15 protein-coding genes and 1 pseudogene are annotated in these 18124 nt (G+C 40.0%); all 16 read left to right on the top strand.

Annotated elements, in window-relative coordinates:
- Positions 1-24: 24 nt before the first annotated feature.
- The 16 genes and pseudogenes from K6969_RS09265 (at position 25) to K6969_RS09190 (ending at position 18087) form a co-directional block, all read left to right on the top strand.
- Positions 25-1797, top strand: a complete 1773-nt coding sequence (locus K6969_RS09265) for a glycoside hydrolase family 35 protein (protein WP_029173621.1) — start codon at positions 25-27, stop codon at positions 1795-1797.
- 55 nt (positions 1798-1852) lie between these two features.
- Positions 1853-2338 carry a PTS system mannose/fructose/N-acetylgalactosamine-transporter subunit IIB gene (locus K6969_RS09260; protein ID WP_029173620.1) on the top strand — a complete coding sequence of 162 codons (486 nt, stop codon included), beginning with the start codon at positions 1853-1855 and terminating at the stop codon, positions 2336-2338.
- A 38-nt stretch (positions 2339-2376) separates the two neighbouring features.
- Complete coding sequence (locus K6969_RS09255) at positions 2377-3273, top strand: PTS mannose/fructose/sorbose/N-acetylgalactosamine transporter subunit IIC (RefSeq protein WP_029173619.1); 897 nt, start codon at positions 2377-2379, stop codon at positions 3271-3273.
- Positions 3260-4078, top strand: coding sequence for a PTS system mannose/fructose/sorbose family transporter subunit IID (locus K6969_RS09250; protein ID WP_029173618.1), 819 nt, complete (start codon positions 3260-3262; stop codon positions 4076-4078). Before K6969_RS09255 ends, K6969_RS09250 begins: the two co-directional genes overlap by 14 nt.
- Positions 4078-4473 carry a PTS sugar transporter subunit IIA gene (locus K6969_RS09245; protein ID WP_004195639.1) on the top strand — a complete coding sequence of 132 codons (396 nt, stop codon included), beginning with the start codon at positions 4078-4080 and terminating at the stop codon, positions 4471-4473. The genes K6969_RS09250 and K6969_RS09245 overlap by 1 nt, the downstream gene beginning before the upstream one ends.
- Before the next feature lie 228 nt (positions 4474-4701).
- On the top strand, positions 4702-5703 hold the full coding sequence (locus tag K6969_RS09240; RefSeq protein ID WP_029173617.1) for an aldose epimerase family protein: 1002 nt from the start codon (positions 4702-4704) through the stop codon (positions 5701-5703).
- A gap of 108 nt (positions 5704-5811) precedes the next feature.
- Positions 5812-6066, top strand: a complete 255-nt coding sequence (locus K6969_RS09235; protein ID WP_029173616.1) for a DUF1912 family protein — start codon at positions 5812-5814, stop codon at positions 6064-6066.
- 14 nt (positions 6067-6080) lie between these two features.
- On the top strand, positions 6081-6467 hold the full coding sequence (locus K6969_RS09230; RefSeq protein WP_029173615.1) for a helix-hairpin-helix domain-containing protein: 387 nt from the start codon (positions 6081-6083) through the stop codon (positions 6465-6467).
- A gap of 241 nt (positions 6468-6708) precedes the next feature.
- A pseudogene (locus K6969_RS09225) lies at positions 6709-7098 on the top strand (VOC family protein).
- Positions 7095-7670 carry a shikimate kinase gene (locus K6969_RS09220; RefSeq protein WP_029173613.1) on the top strand — a complete coding sequence of 192 codons (576 nt, stop codon included), beginning with the start codon at positions 7095-7097 and terminating at the stop codon, positions 7668-7670. The pseudogene K6969_RS09225 and the gene K6969_RS09220 overlap by 4 nt, the downstream one beginning before the upstream one ends.
- A gap of 111 nt (positions 7671-7781) precedes the next feature.
- Positions 7782-9080 (top strand): hypothetical protein, encoded by a 1299-nt coding sequence (locus tag K6969_RS09215; protein ID WP_029173612.1) that lies wholly within the window; start codon positions 7782-7784, stop codon positions 9078-9080.
- Between the two features lie 13 nt (positions 9081-9093).
- Complete coding sequence (locus K6969_RS09210; RefSeq protein ID WP_171942552.1) at positions 9094-11742, top strand: valine--tRNA ligase; 2649 nt, start codon at positions 9094-9096, stop codon at positions 11740-11742.
- A gap of 170 nt (positions 11743-11912) precedes the next feature.
- Positions 11913-13715: a DUF6119 family protein gene (locus K6969_RS09205; RefSeq protein ID WP_029173610.1), complete on the top strand. Its 1803-nt coding sequence runs from the start codon at positions 11913-11915 to the stop codon at positions 13713-13715.
- A gap of 29 nt (positions 13716-13744) precedes the next feature.
- Positions 13745-14545: a Fic family protein gene (locus K6969_RS09200; protein ID WP_029173609.1), complete on the top strand. Its 801-nt coding sequence runs from the start codon at positions 13745-13747 to the stop codon at positions 14543-14545.
- A 71-nt stretch (positions 14546-14616) separates the two neighbouring features.
- Positions 14617-15375 (top strand): DUF3883 domain-containing protein, encoded by a 759-nt coding sequence (locus tag K6969_RS09195; protein ID WP_029173608.1) that lies wholly within the window; start codon positions 14617-14619, stop codon positions 15373-15375.
- Between the two features lie 12 nt (positions 15376-15387).
- The gene (locus K6969_RS09190; RefSeq protein ID WP_029173607.1) at positions 15388-18087 is read left to right on the top strand and encodes a TOTE conflict system archaeo-eukaryotic primase domain-containing protein; all 2700 of its coding nucleotides are present in this window, start codon (positions 15388-15390) and stop codon (positions 18085-18087) included.
- The last annotated feature ends 37 nt before the right edge of the window (positions 18088-18124 follow it).

Here is an 18124-nt window from a genome sequence, read left to right as displayed (position 1 = left end):
TAAGCAGTTGCATCGGAGGAAGAAATGAAAGAATTTTATATTGGAGACCAATTTTATTTAGACGGTGAACCTTTTAAGATTTTATCAGGTGCGATTCATTATTTTCGTGTCCATCCTGATGATTGGTACCATTCTTTGTATAACTTAAAGGCCCTTGGTTTTAATACGGTTGAAACCTATGTCCCTTGGAATATGCATGAACCTCGAAAGGGTGAGTTTTGTTACGAGGGTATATTGGATATTGAGCGATTTTTGAAATTGGCTCAAGAATTAGGGCTTTATGCAATTGTACGTCCTTCCCCTTATATTTGTGCGGAGTGGGAATGGGGTGGCCTCCCTGCTTGGTTGATGAAGGAAGAGCTTAGAGTACGTTCGAGTGATTCGGTGTACTTGCAGCACTTAGATGAATATTACGCTTCTCTTATTCCTAAATTGGCCAAGCTCCAACTCGCACAGGGTGGAAATGTACTTATGTTCCAAGTGGAAAATGAGTATGGCTCTTATGGTGAGGAGAAGGAGTATCTAAGATCGGTGGCTAGCTTGATGCGTAAACATGGTCTAACTGCTCCCTTGTTTACCTCGGACGGTTCTTGGCGAGCAACATTACGTGCAGGAACACTGATAGAGGACGATGTATTTGTAACAGGAAACTTTGGTTCTAAAGCTAGAGAGAATTTTGCAAATATGACGGCATTCTTTAATGAACATCAGAAGAATTGGCCACTCATGTGTATGGAATTTTGGGATGGTTGGTTCAATCGCTGGGGCGATGAAATTATTCGTAGAGAGCCAGAGGAAATGGTTGATTCGGTTATGGAATGTATCGAATTAGGCTCCTTGAATCTGTACATGTTCCATGGTGGAACAAATTTTGGTTTCATGAATGGTTGCTCTGCTCGTGGTCAAATTGATTTGCCTCAGGTAACTTCTTATGATTATGATGCTATATTGGATGAAGCTGGAAATCCTACTAAGAAGTTTTATATTTTGCAACAACGTTTGAAAGAAGTCTATCCTGAATTAGAGTATGCAGAACCGCTTGTAAAAGAGGCAAAAGCTTTTTCAGATGTGTTGCTTCATGATAAGGTGAGTTTATTTGCTACTCTAGAAAATGTAAGCGATTGCGTAAAAGGGTTTTATCCTAAGAATATGGAAGAACTTGATCAGTCAACAGGTTATATTTTATATAGAACAGAGTTGGAGCGGGATAAGACAGAAGCGGAACGTTTCCGAGTGGTTGATGCGCGTGACCGTATCCAAATTTATGCAGATGGAAAATTCGTTGCAACTCAGTATCAGACAGAGATTGGTGACGATGTTGAATTGGATTTTAAAGATGACAAGCTAACATTAGATATTTTGGTAGAAAATATGGGACGTGTCAATTATGGGCACAAACTAACTGCTCCTACCCAGTCTAAAGGGCTTGGTCGAGGTGCGATGGCTGATTTACATTTTATTGGTCATTGGGAAACCTATCCTTTGCATCTTGAGTCAGTTGAGGACTTGGATTTTAGTAAGGGCTGGGAGGAAGGTCAAGCTGCTTTCTATCGTTATCAGTTTGAACTAGATGAACTTGCGGATACTTACTTAGACATGACAGGTTTTGGTAAGGGAGTTGTTTTCGTTAATAATGTAAATATCGGACGTTTCTGGGAAAAAGGTCCAATCCTCTATCTCTATATTCCAAAAGGATACTTAAAGAAAGGAGAAAATGAAATCGTCGTCTTCGAGACGGAAGGAAAATATAGAGAGAAGATTAGTTTTTCACAGGAACCCGTTTATAAAGAGGTGTAGGTGTTCTGCAGAGAACATCTAACAGAAAGATTTATGAAGAAAAGGAGAACACTGTATGGCAATTATTGCTACGCGTATTGATGGTCGTTTGATTCACGGTCAGGTTGCTAACCTTTGGACTACTAAATTAAATATTAGTCGTATCATGGTTATTGACGATGCGGTTGCTCAAAACGACATTGAGAAACAAGGTTTGAAATTGGCTTGCCCACCGGGGGTAAAATTATCTATTTTGCCAATCGAAAAAGCAGCCAATAACATCAAGGAAGGCAAATATGATGCGCAACGTCTCTTGATTGTTGCTCGTCGTCCAGAAAACTTCCTTCACTTGGTAGAATATGGTGTAGAACTTGCTGAATTGAACGTCGGCAATATGTCACAATCACCAGAAACTCGTTCTGTAACTCGTTCTATTAACGTTGTAGATAAGGATATTGCAGATTTTGATGCCTTGGCGGCTAAGGGTGTAAAATTATTTGCACAAATGGTACCTGGCGATTCACCAAAAGACTTTATGCCATTATTGGATAAGGTTAGATAACATTCGGATATTTTTGAAAAATTTAAAGGAGGATCACTATTATGCAATGGTGGCAAATATTACTTCTAACGCTCTACTCTGCTTACCAGATTTGTGATGAGCTGACAATTGTATCGTCAGCAGGTTCACCGGTCTTTGCAGGGTTCATCTCTGGATTGATCATGGGTGACATGGCAACAGGTTTGGCAATCGGTGGTAGCTTGCAGCTCATGGTACTTGGTGTAGGTACTTTCGGTGGTGCATCTCGTATCGACGCAACCTCTGGTGCGGTATTGGCAACTGCTTTCTCTGTATCACAAGGTATTGACCCTGAACTTGCGGTATCTACTATCGCAGTACCTGTAGCAGCACTTCTTGTTTATACAGATATTGCTGGTCGTTTCTCAACTACTTTCTTTGCACACCGTGTAGATGCTGCAATTGAACGCTTTGACTACGCTGGTATCGAACGCAACTACTTGCTTGGTGCAATTCCTTGGGCACTTTCTCGTGCACTTCCAGTCTTCCTTGCTCTTGCTTTCGGTGGCGGCTTCGTTGAAGCAATGGTTAACGCTATTGAACAATATAAATGGATTGCAGCAGGCTTAACGCTTGCAGCTCGTATGCTTCCAGGTCTTGGATTTGCAATCTTGCTCCACTACCTTCCACTTAAACGTAACCTTCACTACTTGGCGGTAGGTTTCGCCCTTACAGCTATGTTGACTGTTCTTTACGGTAATGTGTCAGCTTTGGGTGGTGCAGTTGCTGGTATCGTTGGTACTCTTCCTGAAGATGCAGGCGTGGCTTTTGTTAACAACTTCAAAGGCTTGTCAATGATCGGTATCGCTATTGTGGGTGCATTCCTTTCAGTGCTTCACTTCAAAAATAGCCAAAAAGTAACTGTGGTTGCTCCATCAAATTCAGAAAGTGGGGAAATTGAAGATGACGAAATCTAATTACAAATTAACAAAAGAAGATTTTAATCAAATCAACAAACGTAGTTTATTCACTTTCCAACTTGGTTGGAACTACGAGCGGATGCAAGCGTCTGGTTACCTCTACATGATTTTGCCGCAATTGCGTAAAATGTATGGAGATGGTACTCCTGAGTTGAAGGAAATGATGAAACTGCATACCCAGTTCTTCAATACTTCACCATTCTTCCACACTATTATCACAGGTATTGACTTGGCTTTGGAAGAAAGCGACGGTGTAGCTTCTAAAGACGCGGTTAACGGTATTAAGACTGGTTTGATGGGTCCATTTGCCCCAATCGGTGACTCTATCTTTGGTTCTCTTGTTCCAGCGATTATGGGTACTGTGGCAGCAACAATGGGTAAGGAAGGTTCTCCGGTAGGTATTTTCCTTTGGGTAGCCGTGGCTGTTGCATATGATATTTTCCGCTGGAAACAGTTGGAAGTTGCCTACAAAGAGGGGACTAAACTCATCACAACTATGCGTGACCGCTTGACAGCTCTTGTAGATGCTGCTTCTGTAATGGGTGTCTTCATGATGGGTGCCTTGATTGCAACTATGATTAACTTTGAAGTGACTTGGGCTCCACATGTAGGTGAGAAAGTGATTGACATTCAAGACTTGCTCAACACAATCTTCCCTCGCCTTGTTCCAGCTGTCTTTACAGGATTTGTCTTCTGGCTTCTTGGTCGTCGTGGCATGACTTCGACTAAAGCCATCTTGATTATCATTGTGCTTGCACTTTGCTTGTCATTCATTGGTAAGTTTGCATTTGGTATGGCATAATGACTAGAAGTTTAGTATTAGTAAGTCATGGTATCTTCTGCGAGGAGTTGAAGAAATCTACTGAGATGATTATGGGGCCTCAAGAGGACATCTACACAGTAGCTTTATTACCAGAAGAAGGTCCAGAAGACTTCCAGAAAAAATTTGAAGAAACAATTGCAGGATTGGAAGATTTTGTTGTCTTCGCAGACTTGTTGGGCGGTACACCAGCCAACGTCGTATCACGAAAATTGATTGAAGGTGGGCAGTTTGACCTTTATGCAGGTATGAACATGCCAATGGTTATCGGTTTCTTGAACGGCGTCCTGCTGGGAGAAGCTGTGGATTATGTAGAATTTGGGACAAGCAACCTAGTTCATGTCAATAGTCTATTAACAAGTGATGAAGATGAGTGAAAAACTCCAGTGGAGTTTTTCAGCCCGAGCTTAGAAATAAGATAGCGAGGGAAGTCTAAGTGACTGTTTCAGCCCGAGCCTAGAAATAAGAGAGTGAGGCTAACTCAGCCGATTGTTACAGACGGATTTGATTTTCGTTAATTATAAACTGTTCTATAGTTGATAGGCTTTAAGTATCCTGAGGGAGTTACAATAGTGACTCCCTCATTTGGCTTATGAGGAAAAGAAATGATTGAAGTAAAAACATTTGGTGAAAAAGCAAAACTGTATTGCTTGGAAAACAAGAATGGGATGCAGGTAACCTTGACGGATTTTGGAGCTAGAGTGGTGGGAGTGTTCCTCCCTGTGGAAGAAGGTGGCAATTTACGAAATGTCAGTTTGGGAGCAGGGGCGGCTGAGGAATATTTGCAGACGGATCCCTATCCCGGGGCAACGATTATCCCTGTGGCAGGACGGATTTCGGATGCTCAGGTGGAAATTGGTGGACACGTTTATCCATTGACAGAAAATGAACCGAGTCGGACCTTGCATGGTGGTATTGGAACGGCAAATGAGCAGTACTGGGACGCTGAGTTAGACCATGAGAGAAATCAAGTGACTTTTGGTATGGTCCTAAAAGATGGTTTTAATGGCTTTCCTGGTGATGTGAGGGTCAAGGCTATTTATTGTTTGACGGATAAAAATGAATTAACAGTTGACTACCAGGCTGTATCGGATAAGGATACGATTTTTAATCCGACCAACCATGTCTATTTCAACTTGACGGGAGATTTTCAGCAGTCTGTGGCTGAGCACCGTATTAAAATTGCTGCCAATCACTATGCTTCGCTTGGGGAAGATAACCTGCCCACGGGTACCTTAGAAGATGTGACAGGGACGCCGTTTGATTTTAGAGATTTTGCACCTTTTTCTCAGGGATTTGATAGCCAATATCCTCAAAATGTGTTGGTAAAAGGCTATGACCACCCATGGTTATTGGAAGAGGTGGATATTTCGATAGAAGTTTTGAGTCCAGATGGGAAAATTGGACTCAGTGTCAAAACCAACCAGCCTGCGGTCGTTATTTATACATATAATTTTCCGGTTGAAGCATTGGCCTGTTACCATGGCGTCTTTAGTTTAGAGTGTCAGGCCTTGCCAAATGCATGCAATGTCGATGGATTTGGTTCGATTTTGTTAGAACAAGGAGAAGAATTTTTGTCTAAAACGACCTATCGTTTTACTTGGTAAAAAACGGGGACTCTAACTGTGTTACAGTTAGGGTTTTCTTGTGTTTTCTAGAAAATATGGTATAATAAACTGGTGTGTTTCAATCGAAGCAGGCGAAAGAGGAAAATAATGACAAAAGAACAAGAATTTTTTAAAGAATTTGAGGCTTGGGTCAACACTCAGGTCATGGTAAACGAGATGGCGGTTGAAGAAAGTCGTCGTGTCTTGGAAGAAGACAAGGATGAGCGTGCAGCGGATGCTTATATTCGTTATGAGAGCAAGCTGGATGCCTATCGATTCATTCAAGGGAAATTTGCCAACTACCATGCTGGCAAAGGTTTTCATGATTTACCAGATGAGTTGTTTGGTCAAAGGCATTATTAAGGAGAGGAGTTAACATGGCAAAGAAAAAAGTAAATCGAAAAAAACAGTTGAAAAAACAATTGGCAGACTTGAAACGTGCAGGTCGTGTAGGTCTTGAAAGAGCTGCAGAGGTAGTAGAGACAGTTGCTCACAAGGCTGAGGCTGTAGTAGAGCATGCTGTGGAACAAGTGAAAGAAGTTGTAGCAGAGGTGACTTCTTCAGCGACTTCATTGGAAGACTTTTTGGCACTTCCTGAGTTGGAAGGCATTGCGGCAGCACGTTTGGAAACCTTCTATGAAGCAGGTATTCAATCTGTGGCTGATTTTGCAAACTACACAGAAAAAGAGCTCTTGGCTCTTAAAGGTATCGGGCCAGCAACTATCAAGCAGTTGAAAGAAAAAGGGATTGAGTTGAAAGCTTAAATCCCTTGCTTTTCAAGGTGCAATTTGTTACAATAAAGCTATTCAGAGGTGTTTTGAGCCCCATTTGTCACAGGAAGCGGTGGTACTGAGAAATCCGCACAAATGTCAAAACTGGTTGCTGAGGATGTGAATCGAATAAGCAAAGTGCAGATAATTTATCTGAACAAGGGTGGTACCGCGGAATAACTTCGTCCCTGTCTAGCAAGTCTAGGCGGGGATTTTCATTTGGAAAGGAGAAGATATGTTACATCATGTTGAAATATATGTTTCAGACTTGGAAACTTCGCGTGCATTTTACGACTTTCTCCTGACCAAGCTGGGCTACTCGCTCTGTTAGGAGTGGGAGGAAGGGCTATCTTATAAAAAAGCAGAGCAGTACCTGGTCTTTGTCCAAACGCCACAGGATTTCCTAGAGGCAGGTTATCACCGTTGCCGAACTGGTCTCAATCATCTAGCCTTTCATGCGGGAACACCTGATGATGTTGACCAATGGCGTAAGGAATTGTTGACCAGACGAGTCAAACTTCTCTACGACGACCGCTATCCCCACGCAGGAGGACCAGACCACTACGCCCTCTATTTAGAAGATCCAGATGGGATAAAGATTGAGTTGGTGGGGGAGGGAGCATGAATCTAATTATTATTGGAGCACAAGCTTCTGGCAAGATGGCCGTTGGGCAGGAAGTTGCGAAATTGACAGGGATGACCCTTTTTCATAATCACGATTCGATTGATTTTAGCCTACGTTTTATTCCTGAATTTTCTGAGGATATGTTTGACCTCAATACACGTATTACATTTGCAGTTTATGATGTGTTTGCTAGGTCAGGCCGCCCACTAATTGGAACTGCCTTGATTAATTTTAAAAATCCCATAGATGTTCAATTCCTTACAATAGTTCAGACGATTTTTCATCATCATGGTCAGGAAATTTTATTTGTTGAGTTGGAAACTGCTTTGGAAGAACGTCTGCGGCGTAATCGGACAGAGAATCGACTGACCCATAAACCTTTGAAACGACACATTGAAGTTTCAGAGGCTGAGATTCTCTCTACAGCTGATACATGTCAATATACCTCATTAGGCATTCCAGAGGGCATTCAGCATTATCTCAAAATTAATAATACTCATCTTACTGCTAATGAAGTTGCTCAACTGATTATCCAAAAAATGGAGGAGCTTGAGCAAGAACAAACGAAATAGCCAGCCCAAAGGACTGACTATTTCTAGGAGATTATATGAAAAAGAATTGGGCTATTTCTAGCTTGAGGATAGTATAAACCAATTTTCTTAAAGAATACTAAAGGAGGAACGATGAATTTACTTTTTTTAATTTTCGTCACCTGTTTATTACTTTTGGGAGTCGGAGTATTGTTTTATAGTTGGCATAAGAAGAAGTTGGTATCATCGGCTCCATCAATTCCATCAGACAAAACAGATAATCCTAATAACAATCTGTCGGTTGAAGAAGATGGAGAATTCTTGGAATTACTTCCAAAAGTTATAACCTTATCTAACAATGAAGTATTAGATTTTGAAAAAATGCATGAGATTAAGGATAGAGGAGTTCTCACAAAAGTAAATGCAATTATTCCACAATTTGCTAATAATGTTTATGACAGCATCAATAAAAAGAAACTTCAGAATATCAATGAATTATTACATAATGATAATTTATATAAGGTTGTTATTCCACCCGGTGCAGAACTTTACAAGGCAAAAGATAAAATAGGAGCTTTTAGAGGTGGTTATCATGTTAATGGACAGCTGGCAGGTCAAGCTCATTTAGTAAAGGTGAGTCCAACTGCTCAAAAAGTTGCTAAAACAGGAGAGATAGTTGCAAATGCAATGAATGTAGCCTCTATGGTTGTCGGACAGTATTATATGGCAGAAGTGGATGCTAAACTGGAACAGTTACAAGCTGGTGTTGATAAAGTTATAGAGTTTCAAGAAACACAATTTAAGTCTAAGATTTTATCACTGATTCCAAAAGTGGGGAAGATTACTAAATTTAATATAGAAATCATGGAAAATGATGAGATTAGGCAGAGGAGTTTAGATAGTCTGGTTCGTTATGAAGACGAGGCAATAGACCTACTACAACAAGTAAATTCTTTACTTGAAAATTTAATAACATCTAATTTTAAGACGAACTATGCTAAGTATAAAGAGGTTATTTTTGAAGTTGAGAAATTAACAATATTTCAACAGTATTTGATATCAATAATGGAAGAAATTGCCCGACTAACTTATTTACTGAATAGAGGGAAAGTGTCTTCAGAATATTGCTATTCAAGTTTGGGTAATTATTTGGAACAGTCGAATACTGTGAGAGATAAACTTGCTCAATGGCACAATAACCAGTCAAGGCAACTTGGAATTCAGATTCAAAAATCTAGGATAACGAAAAAGGGATTTGAAGGAGCTGTTTTTTACTTACCTGGAATGGTTCAAAACGATTTGAAATATAAGAAAATGAACAAGGATATTGTAGACCGAATAAAGAAACAATCAGTAGACAAGTTGTATTTTAGCAATACAGCAGACAATGTGTTCGAAAGGGAGCTGCAGATACTTGTTCATAATGGAAAATATTATTATCTAAATGACTAAAGGAGAAAAATTAATGTCAAAAGAATTATCACCAAAATACAATCCAGCCGAGGTTGAGGCTGGTCGTTACCAAACTTGGTTGGACCAAGATGTCTTTAAGCCGTCAGGCGATGCGGAGGCTAAGCCTTATTCTATCGTCATTCCGCCGCCAAACGTAACCGGTAAGTTGCACCTGGGACACGCTTGGGATACCACCCTTCAAGATATTATCATCCGTCAGAAGCGCATGCAGGGCTTTGACACCCTCTGGCTTCCAGGTATGGACCACGCGGGGATTGCCACTCAGGCTAAGGTTGAGGAACGCTTGCGGGAGCAAGGTGTGACCCGTTATGACTTGGGCCGCGAAAAATTCCTCGACAAAGTTTGGGAATGGAAAGATGAGTACGCAGCGACTATTCGTGAGCAATGGGGCAAGTTGGGTCTATCTTTGGACTACCAACGTGACCGCTTCACGCTGGACGAAGGCTTGTCGAAAGCTGTTCGCAAGGTCTTTGTAGAACTCTACAAAAAAGGTTGGATCTACCGTGGCGAATTTATCATCAACTGGGACCCAGCGGCTCGCACAGCCCTTTCTGACATCGAGGTTATTCACAAGGATGTCGAAGGCGCCTTCTACCATATGAATTACATGTTGGAAGATGGTTCTCGTGCCCTTCAAGTTGCGACCACCCGTCCTGAAACCATGTTCGGTGACGTTGCGGTTGCAGTTAACCCAGAAGACCCACGTTACAAGGACTTGATTGGCAAAAAGGTTATCCTGCCAATTGTCAACAAGCCAATCCCAATCGTTGCCGACGAACACGCAGATCCTGAATTTGGTACAGGGGTTGTGAAAATCACTCCTGCCCACGATCCCAATGACTTCCTTGTCGGTCAACGCCACAATTTGCCACAAGTCAATGTTATGAACGACGACGGTACCATGAACGAGCTCGCAGGCGAATTTGCAGGCATGGACCGCTTTGAAGCTCGTAAGGCAACGGTTGCTAAGTTGCAAGAACTAGGTGCCCTTGTGGAAATTGAAAACCGTGTGCATTCTGTTGGACACTCTGAACGTACAGGAGTTGTAGTCGAGCCACGCTTGTCAACCCAATGGTTCGTCAATATGGACCAATTGGCGAAGAATGCTATTGCCAACCAAGATACAGCTGATAAGGTAGAATTTTACCCACCACGTTTCAACGATACCTTCCTTCAATGGATGGAAAATGTACACGACTGGGTTATCTCGCGTCAGCTATGGTGGGGTCATCAGATTCCAGCATGGTATAACGAATCTGGCGAAATGTACGTCGGAGAAGAGGCTCCAGCAGGAGACGGATGGGTACAGGATGAGGATGTCCTAGATACCTGGTTCAGCTCTGCCCTTTGGCCATTCTCAACCATGGGCTGGCCTGACGAAAATGCAGCTGACTTCCAGCGTTATTTCCCAACTTCAACCTTGGTAACAGGCTACGACATCATCTTCTTCTGGGTGTCACGCATGATTTTCCAATCGCTTGAGTTCACCGGCCGTCAGCCATTCAAGAACGTGCTGATCCACGGTTTGATCCGTGACGAAGAAGGCCGCAAGATGTCCAAGTCGCTCGGAAACGGAATTGATCCAATGGATGTCATCGAGAAATACGGTGCGGACGCTTTGCGTTGGTTCTTGTCAAACGGCTCTGCTCCTGGTCAAGATGTTCGCTTCTCTTATGAGAAGATGGACGCGTCTTGGAACTTCATTAACAAGATTTGGAACATTTCCCGCTATATCCTCATGAACAATGAAGGCTTGACCTTGGATGCGGCGCGTGAGAATGTAGCCAAAGTCGCAGTTGGTGAGGCTGGCAACGTGACGGACCGCTGGATTCTCCACAACCTCAACGAAACTATTGCCAAGGTCACTGAAAACTTCGACAAGTTCGAGTTTGGTGTGGCTGGTCACATCCTCTACAACTTCATCTGGGAAGAGTTCGCCAACTGGTATGTCGAGCTGACCAAGGAGGTGCTTTACAGCGACAACGAGGCTGAGAAAGTCATGACCCGCTCTGTCCTTCTCTACACGCTGGACCAAATCCTTCGCCTCCTCCACCCAATCATGCCGTTCGTGACGGAAGAGATCTTCGCTCAGTATGCAGAGGGATCTATCGTGGTGGCGGCCTACCCTGTGGCTAACCCAGCATTTGAAAATGCGGAAGCACATAAGGGAGTGGAAAGCCTCAAGGACTTGATCCGTTCGGTGCGAAATAGCAGAGCAGAAGTGAATGTTGCTCCATCTAAGCCGATTACCATTTTGATTAAGACGGCAGATAGCGAGCTTGAAACCTTCTTCAAGGCAAATGAAAACTACATCCGACGCTTTACCAACCCAGAACAGTTGGAAATCAGCTCAAGCATTGCTGCACCAGAACTAGCCATGTCAGCCGTTATCACCGGTGCTGAAATCTTCTTGCCACTAGCCGACCTCCTCAACGTCGAAGAAGAGTTGGCTCGTCTGGACAAAGAACTCGCCAAATGGCAGAAAGAACTAGACATGGTCGGTAAAAAACTCAGCAACGAACGCTTCATCGCAAACGCCAAACCAGAGGTCGTTGAAAAAGAAAAAGAAAAACAAGCCGACTACCAAGCAAAATATGATGCGACACAGGAACGTATCGCAGAAATGAAAAAACTGGTCTAGTGGTCTAAAACCACTTGATACTTCGTCAACTCACCTTGCCGTACTCAAGTACTGTCTGCGGTGTCGTTTCCTAGTCTCAAGCTGATTTTAGCCACACTAGATTAAACAAATGCCCAGCCTTAAAAGGCTGGGTTTTGTGGTATAATGAGAACAAATAGGAGGTAAGGGAAGTGAGTAATTTTCAGAAGTACAATATAGTTTTGCATAACAAGGAATCATTTGAAGAATGTTTAAAGGATGAATTTCAGGATAAAAAAGATTATTTTATTGTTGATACGACGGAGGGTGCAGGAATAGAAGAAGGTAGAATTTATATAGCTAATACTACGGATTCTCCTGTTGAATGGATTGAGGAATTGAATAAATTTACTACATCCACAATAAGTGAAGAGGATTATAAAAATAAATCTAATAAAGCTTTGCTTATGTTGAAGTATCAGAAAAAGATTTTTAGTATCCTATATGGTTATGGTAGAACAATGCTTAAAAGTTCTTCAATAGTTAAAAATTTTGGGTTAAAAACAGCAATTAATCTAATTTCAGAAAATAATATCAAAAGCATAAATACGTTAAATATTTCTACAGATTATATTGATACACAAAGACAGTCCTTCAATTATGTTTCTCAAAATTTTTTGGATATAAAAACTGACTCTGAGATAATAAAGTCAATATCAGGCAAAGCTAGTTCAAATACAAGTTTTAATAATATTCATGGCTCGGATGCTCTACAAATTTCAGTTAAAGCAAACACTGCTGTTTCTAAAGTGTTAAAAGAAATCCTCAACTTTTATCAGGGTGAGCAGTACAAAGAGAAAGGATTTGAGTGGATTGACTTTATTCAACCGGTAAAGGAAGATAGTGTTAAATTAGCTTTAGATAAACAATTGATAGTTAACATTCGAGAGAAAAATATTGAAAAAATATCAATTGGATCTAATAAACTAATTGATTTGAGCGTAGTAGACGGTTATTTTATTTCTGGAATGAAAATAAGAGCTAATTATAATAATTTTTATGATGATATTCCGACAGAATTATTTTTGGAATATTTGGAGCCAATGATTGAGAATGAGATTGCTTCCAAGTTAAATAACAGTTCATTATATTTTTGGAATAATAAGACCGGAAAGTCTGAAAAGATTGACAAAGTATACAACTGCTTGTTATTTGAAACTGAATATGAAGACGAACGTTATTTTTTAAATAACGGAGAATGGTTCAAAATTGAGAGTGATTATTATACTAGTATCTTGCAGAAAATTTATAGCATCCCTAGGTCTACAATTGAACCAATTGCTTGTGAGATAAATTGGAATGAGGCGAAGTATAATGAAGAGTTTGCAAAAACTAAACCTAGCGACTATCAATCATTTGATAAACAGAATTATCAGGCACCTAGTTGGGGAAAAAGTAAGATTGAACCAGCGGATATTATAACTAGAGATAGGAAGTTTATCCATGTAAAAAAAGGAGGTTCGTCTTCCTCTTTGAGCCATCTATTTGCTCAGGGATTGGTTTCTGCGCAGCTATTAAAAAATGACAATGATTATATAAAACATATAGAAAAAAAGGTTCAAGCGAAGTTCGGAACTAGTTTTATTGAAAATAATGAAATAGAAGTTGTTTTTGGAGTTATCGATAAAAGATATAAAGAAAAATTTGATAAATTTTTACCAGTATTCTCCATGATCAATCTCTCTCAGATTTATGACAACATATTAAATCTAGGTTATAAATGCTCGATACTACCGATTGAATTAAAAATTAGTAAAAATAGGTCTCAGAATGAAATTGCTATTATTGACATATTGAATAGTGGAAAATGGTATACTATAAAAGCAATAGGGGACAAGGTTAGTTTAAAGATGTCAAAAGAAACAATCAGAAAGATAGTCAATAAACTAGTTACTGATGGTGAGATTGAATGTGAAAAAATAGGTAGGGAAAACAGTTATCGTAAAATAGGATAGAAAATTAAATTAGTCAGAAAGGATCGATCATGCAACCAACCTACAATATTGATAATCCTAATCTTTCTTATGAAACCAAGCAAGAACTCTGGGAAACTGGTTTTGGTCTTCAAAAAGTGGATGGGTTGACTCCGTCTGTTTATATGGAGGAGTTGGCTGATAGGCAAGCTCATGGAGAGTACACCTATGAGCAGGTGTACGAGGAGATTACGAAATACCACCAGTCAACTGACGCCAGTACGCAAGAGGCGGATATTGTCTCTCTCCGAATTGTTGAAATGCTTTCTCAAAATGGTTTTAGCCTTCGACCAACCACCCTCTTACATATCCACAAAGAGCTTTTTCAAGGTGTTTTTGACAGTGGTATTCCAGTAGGTGAATATCGAACGGTTAACGTTACAAAAAATGAATCCGTCTTAAAGGGTGATACTGTGATTTATTCAGATTTTCCATTAATCGCCGCCACTTTGGATTACGATTTCCAACAAGAAAGAGATTTTTCATATAGTGGATTAGATAAAAAAGCTATTGTTGCTCATATCCAATCATTTATCTCAGGCATCTGGCAAATCCATCCATTTCGAGAAGGGAACACTCGAACAATCACCGTATTTCTCATCAAATACCTTCGCTCACTTGGTTTTGAGATTGATAATGAGCCTTTTCAAAAACATGCCAAATATTTTCGAGATGCCCTTGTACTTGACAATGCTAAGTTAGTCAATAAACGCTCAGACTTTTTAACTGCCTTTTTTGAAAATCTCCTCTTGAATGGTCAGAATGATTTATCAAGTGAGAGAATGTATGAGGAGTTGGGGGTTGTTGAATAACGAGAAATTAGTGTATGTATCCAGCCTAAATAGGGGTATAATGAGGACAATAAATGGAGCAGGTATAAGTTATGAGTAAACACAAATATTATCATTTATTAAATCTAATTGGCTATGGTCTGGCTAAATTTGATACCCAGTTAATCAAGCAATTTGGTTTCGAAACAAAGGCGGATTTCTATCAGTATTGTGTTCAGATTGGTTTGGCGGAAACAACAGGTGTTATCAAGCAACGTATGGATTTGTTTGATCCTTATTTTGAAAATGGTCGTCGAGGCTGGTGGCAGAAAAAAGATGTTTATGAGCATCGGAAATTGTTTATAGATAGCTTATTTGGCACGGCAGATGTAAAGGAATTTGCAGATATTTTGAAAATGAGTTTGAAAGAAGAGGGGTTCTTGGCGGATATTTTAGTAGTTCAAAGACCGATTGTTCAAACACGATTTCGGAAATTGCAGGAAACGGGTTTAGAAGCGGAGCAATACTTTTTACAACATTTTCAGTCAGTGCCTCTGTTTAAAGCAGGGAGTATTGAGGATGCCAGATTGTATGGGGATGGGTATGATTTTCAAGTCACGACGACGAACAAGATCTTTTTATCCGAAGTAAAAGGAATCCGAGAAAACAGAGGGCGTTTTAGAATGACTGAGAAAGAGTTTTTTAAAGCAAAAGAGTTTCCCAATCAATTTGTCTTGTCTTTAGTGTTAAATCTGGACAATGTTCCTAGAATTGTGACAATCGAAAATCCGTTGAAAGAGCTGAACTTTAGAGAAAAAATAGTTCAGTCAAAAGCAGTAAAGGAATATCATGCTCTTGAGGATATTTATTAAAGAGGAACTCACATGTCTTATTATTATGAAAAATTAACGGGTAAGGTTGCAAAGCATCTTGCTCGTTTTCCCTATTATGCTACCGATAAGATTCTGAATTTAATGCAATTTCAAGATAACAATCAGCAGTTTCTGATAAGTGATAAGCATTTGTATGATTACTTTGAAGAACAAAAACATCAACTAAGTACCGATGAGAAACTCTCCATTCTGTTCAGCCTATTTAAGGGACGTATAGATGTTTATGCGAAGTCTTATATTGATGAAAATGGAAAAATCAACTATTTTCCTTCTTACAACTATGGTTGGAAAAAACTTCCTGTTGAAAAGAGAACTTGTCAACCCTTGACCAAACAGGTATTGTTGGCTCACCTACGTGGCGAAATCAGTATTGGCATTTTTCCAATGAGTTTATCAGACACGTGTTCCTTTTTGGCGATTGATTTTGATAAAAATAATTGGAGAGAAGAGGTCTCCATTCTAAGAGATACAGCAGAACAACATGGTTTTGAGGGGCATATCGAAATCTCTCGTTCGGGCAATGGTGCTCATCTCTGGTTTTTCTTCGAGGAAGAAATTGCTTGTCAGCAGGCGAGAAATGTTGGAAAAAGATTGCTGGAATTGGCTATGCAGGAGTCAAAAGATATTCGCTTTTCTTCATTTGACCGTATGTTTCCAAATCAAGATATTCTGCCCAAGGGAGGATTTGGCAATCTTATCGCACTACCCTTACAAGGGGAAGCTTTCAAGAAGGGAAGAACCGTTTTTGTTGATAGGCATTTTCAGCCCTATTTGGAACAATGGAGTTATCTTCAACAGATTAAGAAAATTGAACAGAAGAAAATACTAGATTTCTTAGGACAGGAGTTTTCGGATTCTGTAGATGATACAGTATTAGATTGTAGCTTATCAAACGTTATTCGAGTTGAGAAGAGGACTATTTCTTCGAAGACAAATTATTTATTGAGAAAGCTGGCATCTTTTTCTAATCCTGAATTTTATTTAAAACAAGCGACTAGACAGCCAACTTATCAGACTCCAGAACGCATCTATTTATTTGAAGAAACGGATGAAGCATTGCATCTTCCAAGAGGAATACTTGCAAGCTTACAAGAAATATTTGAAACAGTAACTGTTACGGATAATCGCAACATTCTATCTCCGATTCAGATTTCTTTCAAAGGGATCTTACGTTTTGAGCAGGAGATTGCTTTGGCAGATTTATTAGCTAGTGAGAATGGCTTGCTATGTGCTGAAACAGGTTTCGGGAAGACAGTTCTGGGGGCCGCCTTGATTGCACAAAGGAAATGCCGAACGCTTATCTTAGTTCATAATCGTCAACTGATGGAGCAGTGGTTGGAAAGGTTGGGTGAATTTTTAGAGATTGAAGAGAAAGAGGCGGTTCGCTATACTCCTTCAGGGCTTGTAAAAGTAATAGGGCACATCGGACAATACGGGGCTTCTAAAAAGTGGAGGAGCAAACTGGTGGATGTGGTTATGATTCAATCTCTCTTCCAATTGGACACTATTTCCGACTTTTTGTCGGATTACGATATGATGATTGTGGATGAATGTCATCATGTGACAGCCTTGCAGTTTGAGAGGGTAGTTGCTCAATTTGCTGGTCAATATCTATATGGCTTAACAGCAACGCCAGAACGAAAAAACGGACACCAACCAATTGTTTTTCAAAGGATTGGTCCAATTTTACATACTGCTCAATCAGGGCAATACGATTTTAAAAAGAGGTTACTACTCCGTCTAACATCTTTTGGGAAATTGGACTTGGAACAGTCGAATAGTACGAACTTTGCAGCCCTTAATGATTGGCTTGCCAAAGATTTACATCGCAATACTTTGATTGTGCAAGATATTTTCAAACTATATCAAGAAAAGCGAAATATACTTGTCTTAGTCAATCGACGGGAACATATAGAACTATTGGAAAAACTACTTATTGAAAAAGAAATGCCCAATATTTTTTGTCTAAGTGGAGCGAGTAAAAGAAGAGATACGAAAGAACTCCTGAAAAGAATCAGTGAGCTAGATGAGAATAGTCCATTTGTCCTCATTTCAACAGGAAAATTTATTGGAGAGGGCTTCGATATGCCAAAGTTGGATACACTAATTTTGGCAGCTCCTTTGTCTTGGAAAAATAACCTCATACAGTATGCAGGGCGGCTTCACCGTCCCTATCGAGGTAAATCTGAGGTGAGAATAGTCGATTATCTAGATATACACGTTCCTTATCTTGAAAGAATGTATCAGAAACGTCAGATAGCCTATCGAAAAATGGCATACCAAGTTGGAGAAAAGGAGCAAACCCAAGTATTATATAGTGGTAGGGATTACGAAGAGAAATTTAGAGAGGATTTGCGGAACACTTGCTCAACAGCATATTTACAATTACATACGCTTACTTCTAGTAAGTTTCAAGAACTATTGGGGCAGTTACAAGGAAAACAAGTAGTTATTCATGTTTCCAAAAATCATAAGTTAAGTGAGTGGCTAATGGGGTTAAACAGTGACAATGTAAAGGTGAAGCTTGTACCAGAAAGGATTGGTACGACCGCAGTTATCTTAGATAGTAATCTCGTTTGGTATGGCAATTTATCCCCTTTTACATATCATTCGGATGACCAAGCTAGTTTGCTGAGGTTGGAAAGTCAAGCTATCGCTGAGGAGTTGCTTGAAAAATTTAATGAAGAATAAAAATTTCGAGATTGATGACAATAAATATGATGTGATA

Source organism: Streptococcus suis (assembly GCF_019856455.1).
GTDB lineage: Bacteria > Bacillota > Bacilli > Lactobacillales > Streptococcaceae > Streptococcus > Streptococcus suis_AE.
Note: the sequence above shows the minus strand (reverse complement) of the source record. Positions and strands in the feature narration are given on the sequence as shown.

Coding starts and splice junctions, on each gene's coding strand:
- K6969_RS09210 (WP_171942552.1), top strand. CDS start 9,094: ATGTCAAAAGAATTATCACCAAAATACAATCCAGCCGAGGTTGAGGCT.
- K6969_RS09245 (WP_004195639.1), top strand. CDS start 4,078: ATGACTAGAAGTTTAGTATTAGTAAGTCATGGTATCTTCTGCGAGGAG.
- K6969_RS09220 (WP_029173613.1), top strand. CDS start 7,095: ATGAATCTAATTATTATTGGAGCACAAGCTTCTGGCAAGATGGCCGTT.
- K6969_RS09215 (WP_029173612.1), top strand. CDS start 7,782: ATGAATTTACTTTTTTTAATTTTCGTCACCTGTTTATTACTTTTGGGA.
- K6969_RS09265 (WP_029173621.1), top strand. CDS start 25: ATGAAAGAATTTTATATTGGAGACCAATTTTATTTAGACGGTGAACCT.
- K6969_RS09235 (WP_029173616.1), top strand. CDS start 5,812: ATGACAAAAGAACAAGAATTTTTTAAAGAATTTGAGGCTTGGGTCAAC.
- K6969_RS09195 (WP_029173608.1), top strand. CDS start 14,617: ATGAGTAAACACAAATATTATCATTTATTAAATCTAATTGGCTATGGT.
- K6969_RS09190 (WP_029173607.1), top strand. CDS start 15,388: ATGTCTTATTATTATGAAAAATTAACGGGTAAGGTTGCAAAGCATCTT.
- K6969_RS09230 (WP_029173615.1), top strand. CDS start 6,081: ATGGCAAAGAAAAAAGTAAATCGAAAAAAACAGTTGAAAAAACAATTG.
- K6969_RS09260 (WP_029173620.1), top strand. CDS start 1,853: ATGGCAATTATTGCTACGCGTATTGATGGTCGTTTGATTCACGGTCAG.
- K6969_RS09250 (WP_029173618.1), top strand. CDS start 3,260: ATGACGAAATCTAATTACAAATTAACAAAAGAAGATTTTAATCAAATC.
- K6969_RS09240 (WP_029173617.1), top strand. CDS start 4,702: ATGATTGAAGTAAAAACATTTGGTGAAAAAGCAAAACTGTATTGCTTG.
- K6969_RS09200 (WP_029173609.1), top strand. CDS start 13,745: ATGCAACCAACCTACAATATTGATAATCCTAATCTTTCTTATGAAACC.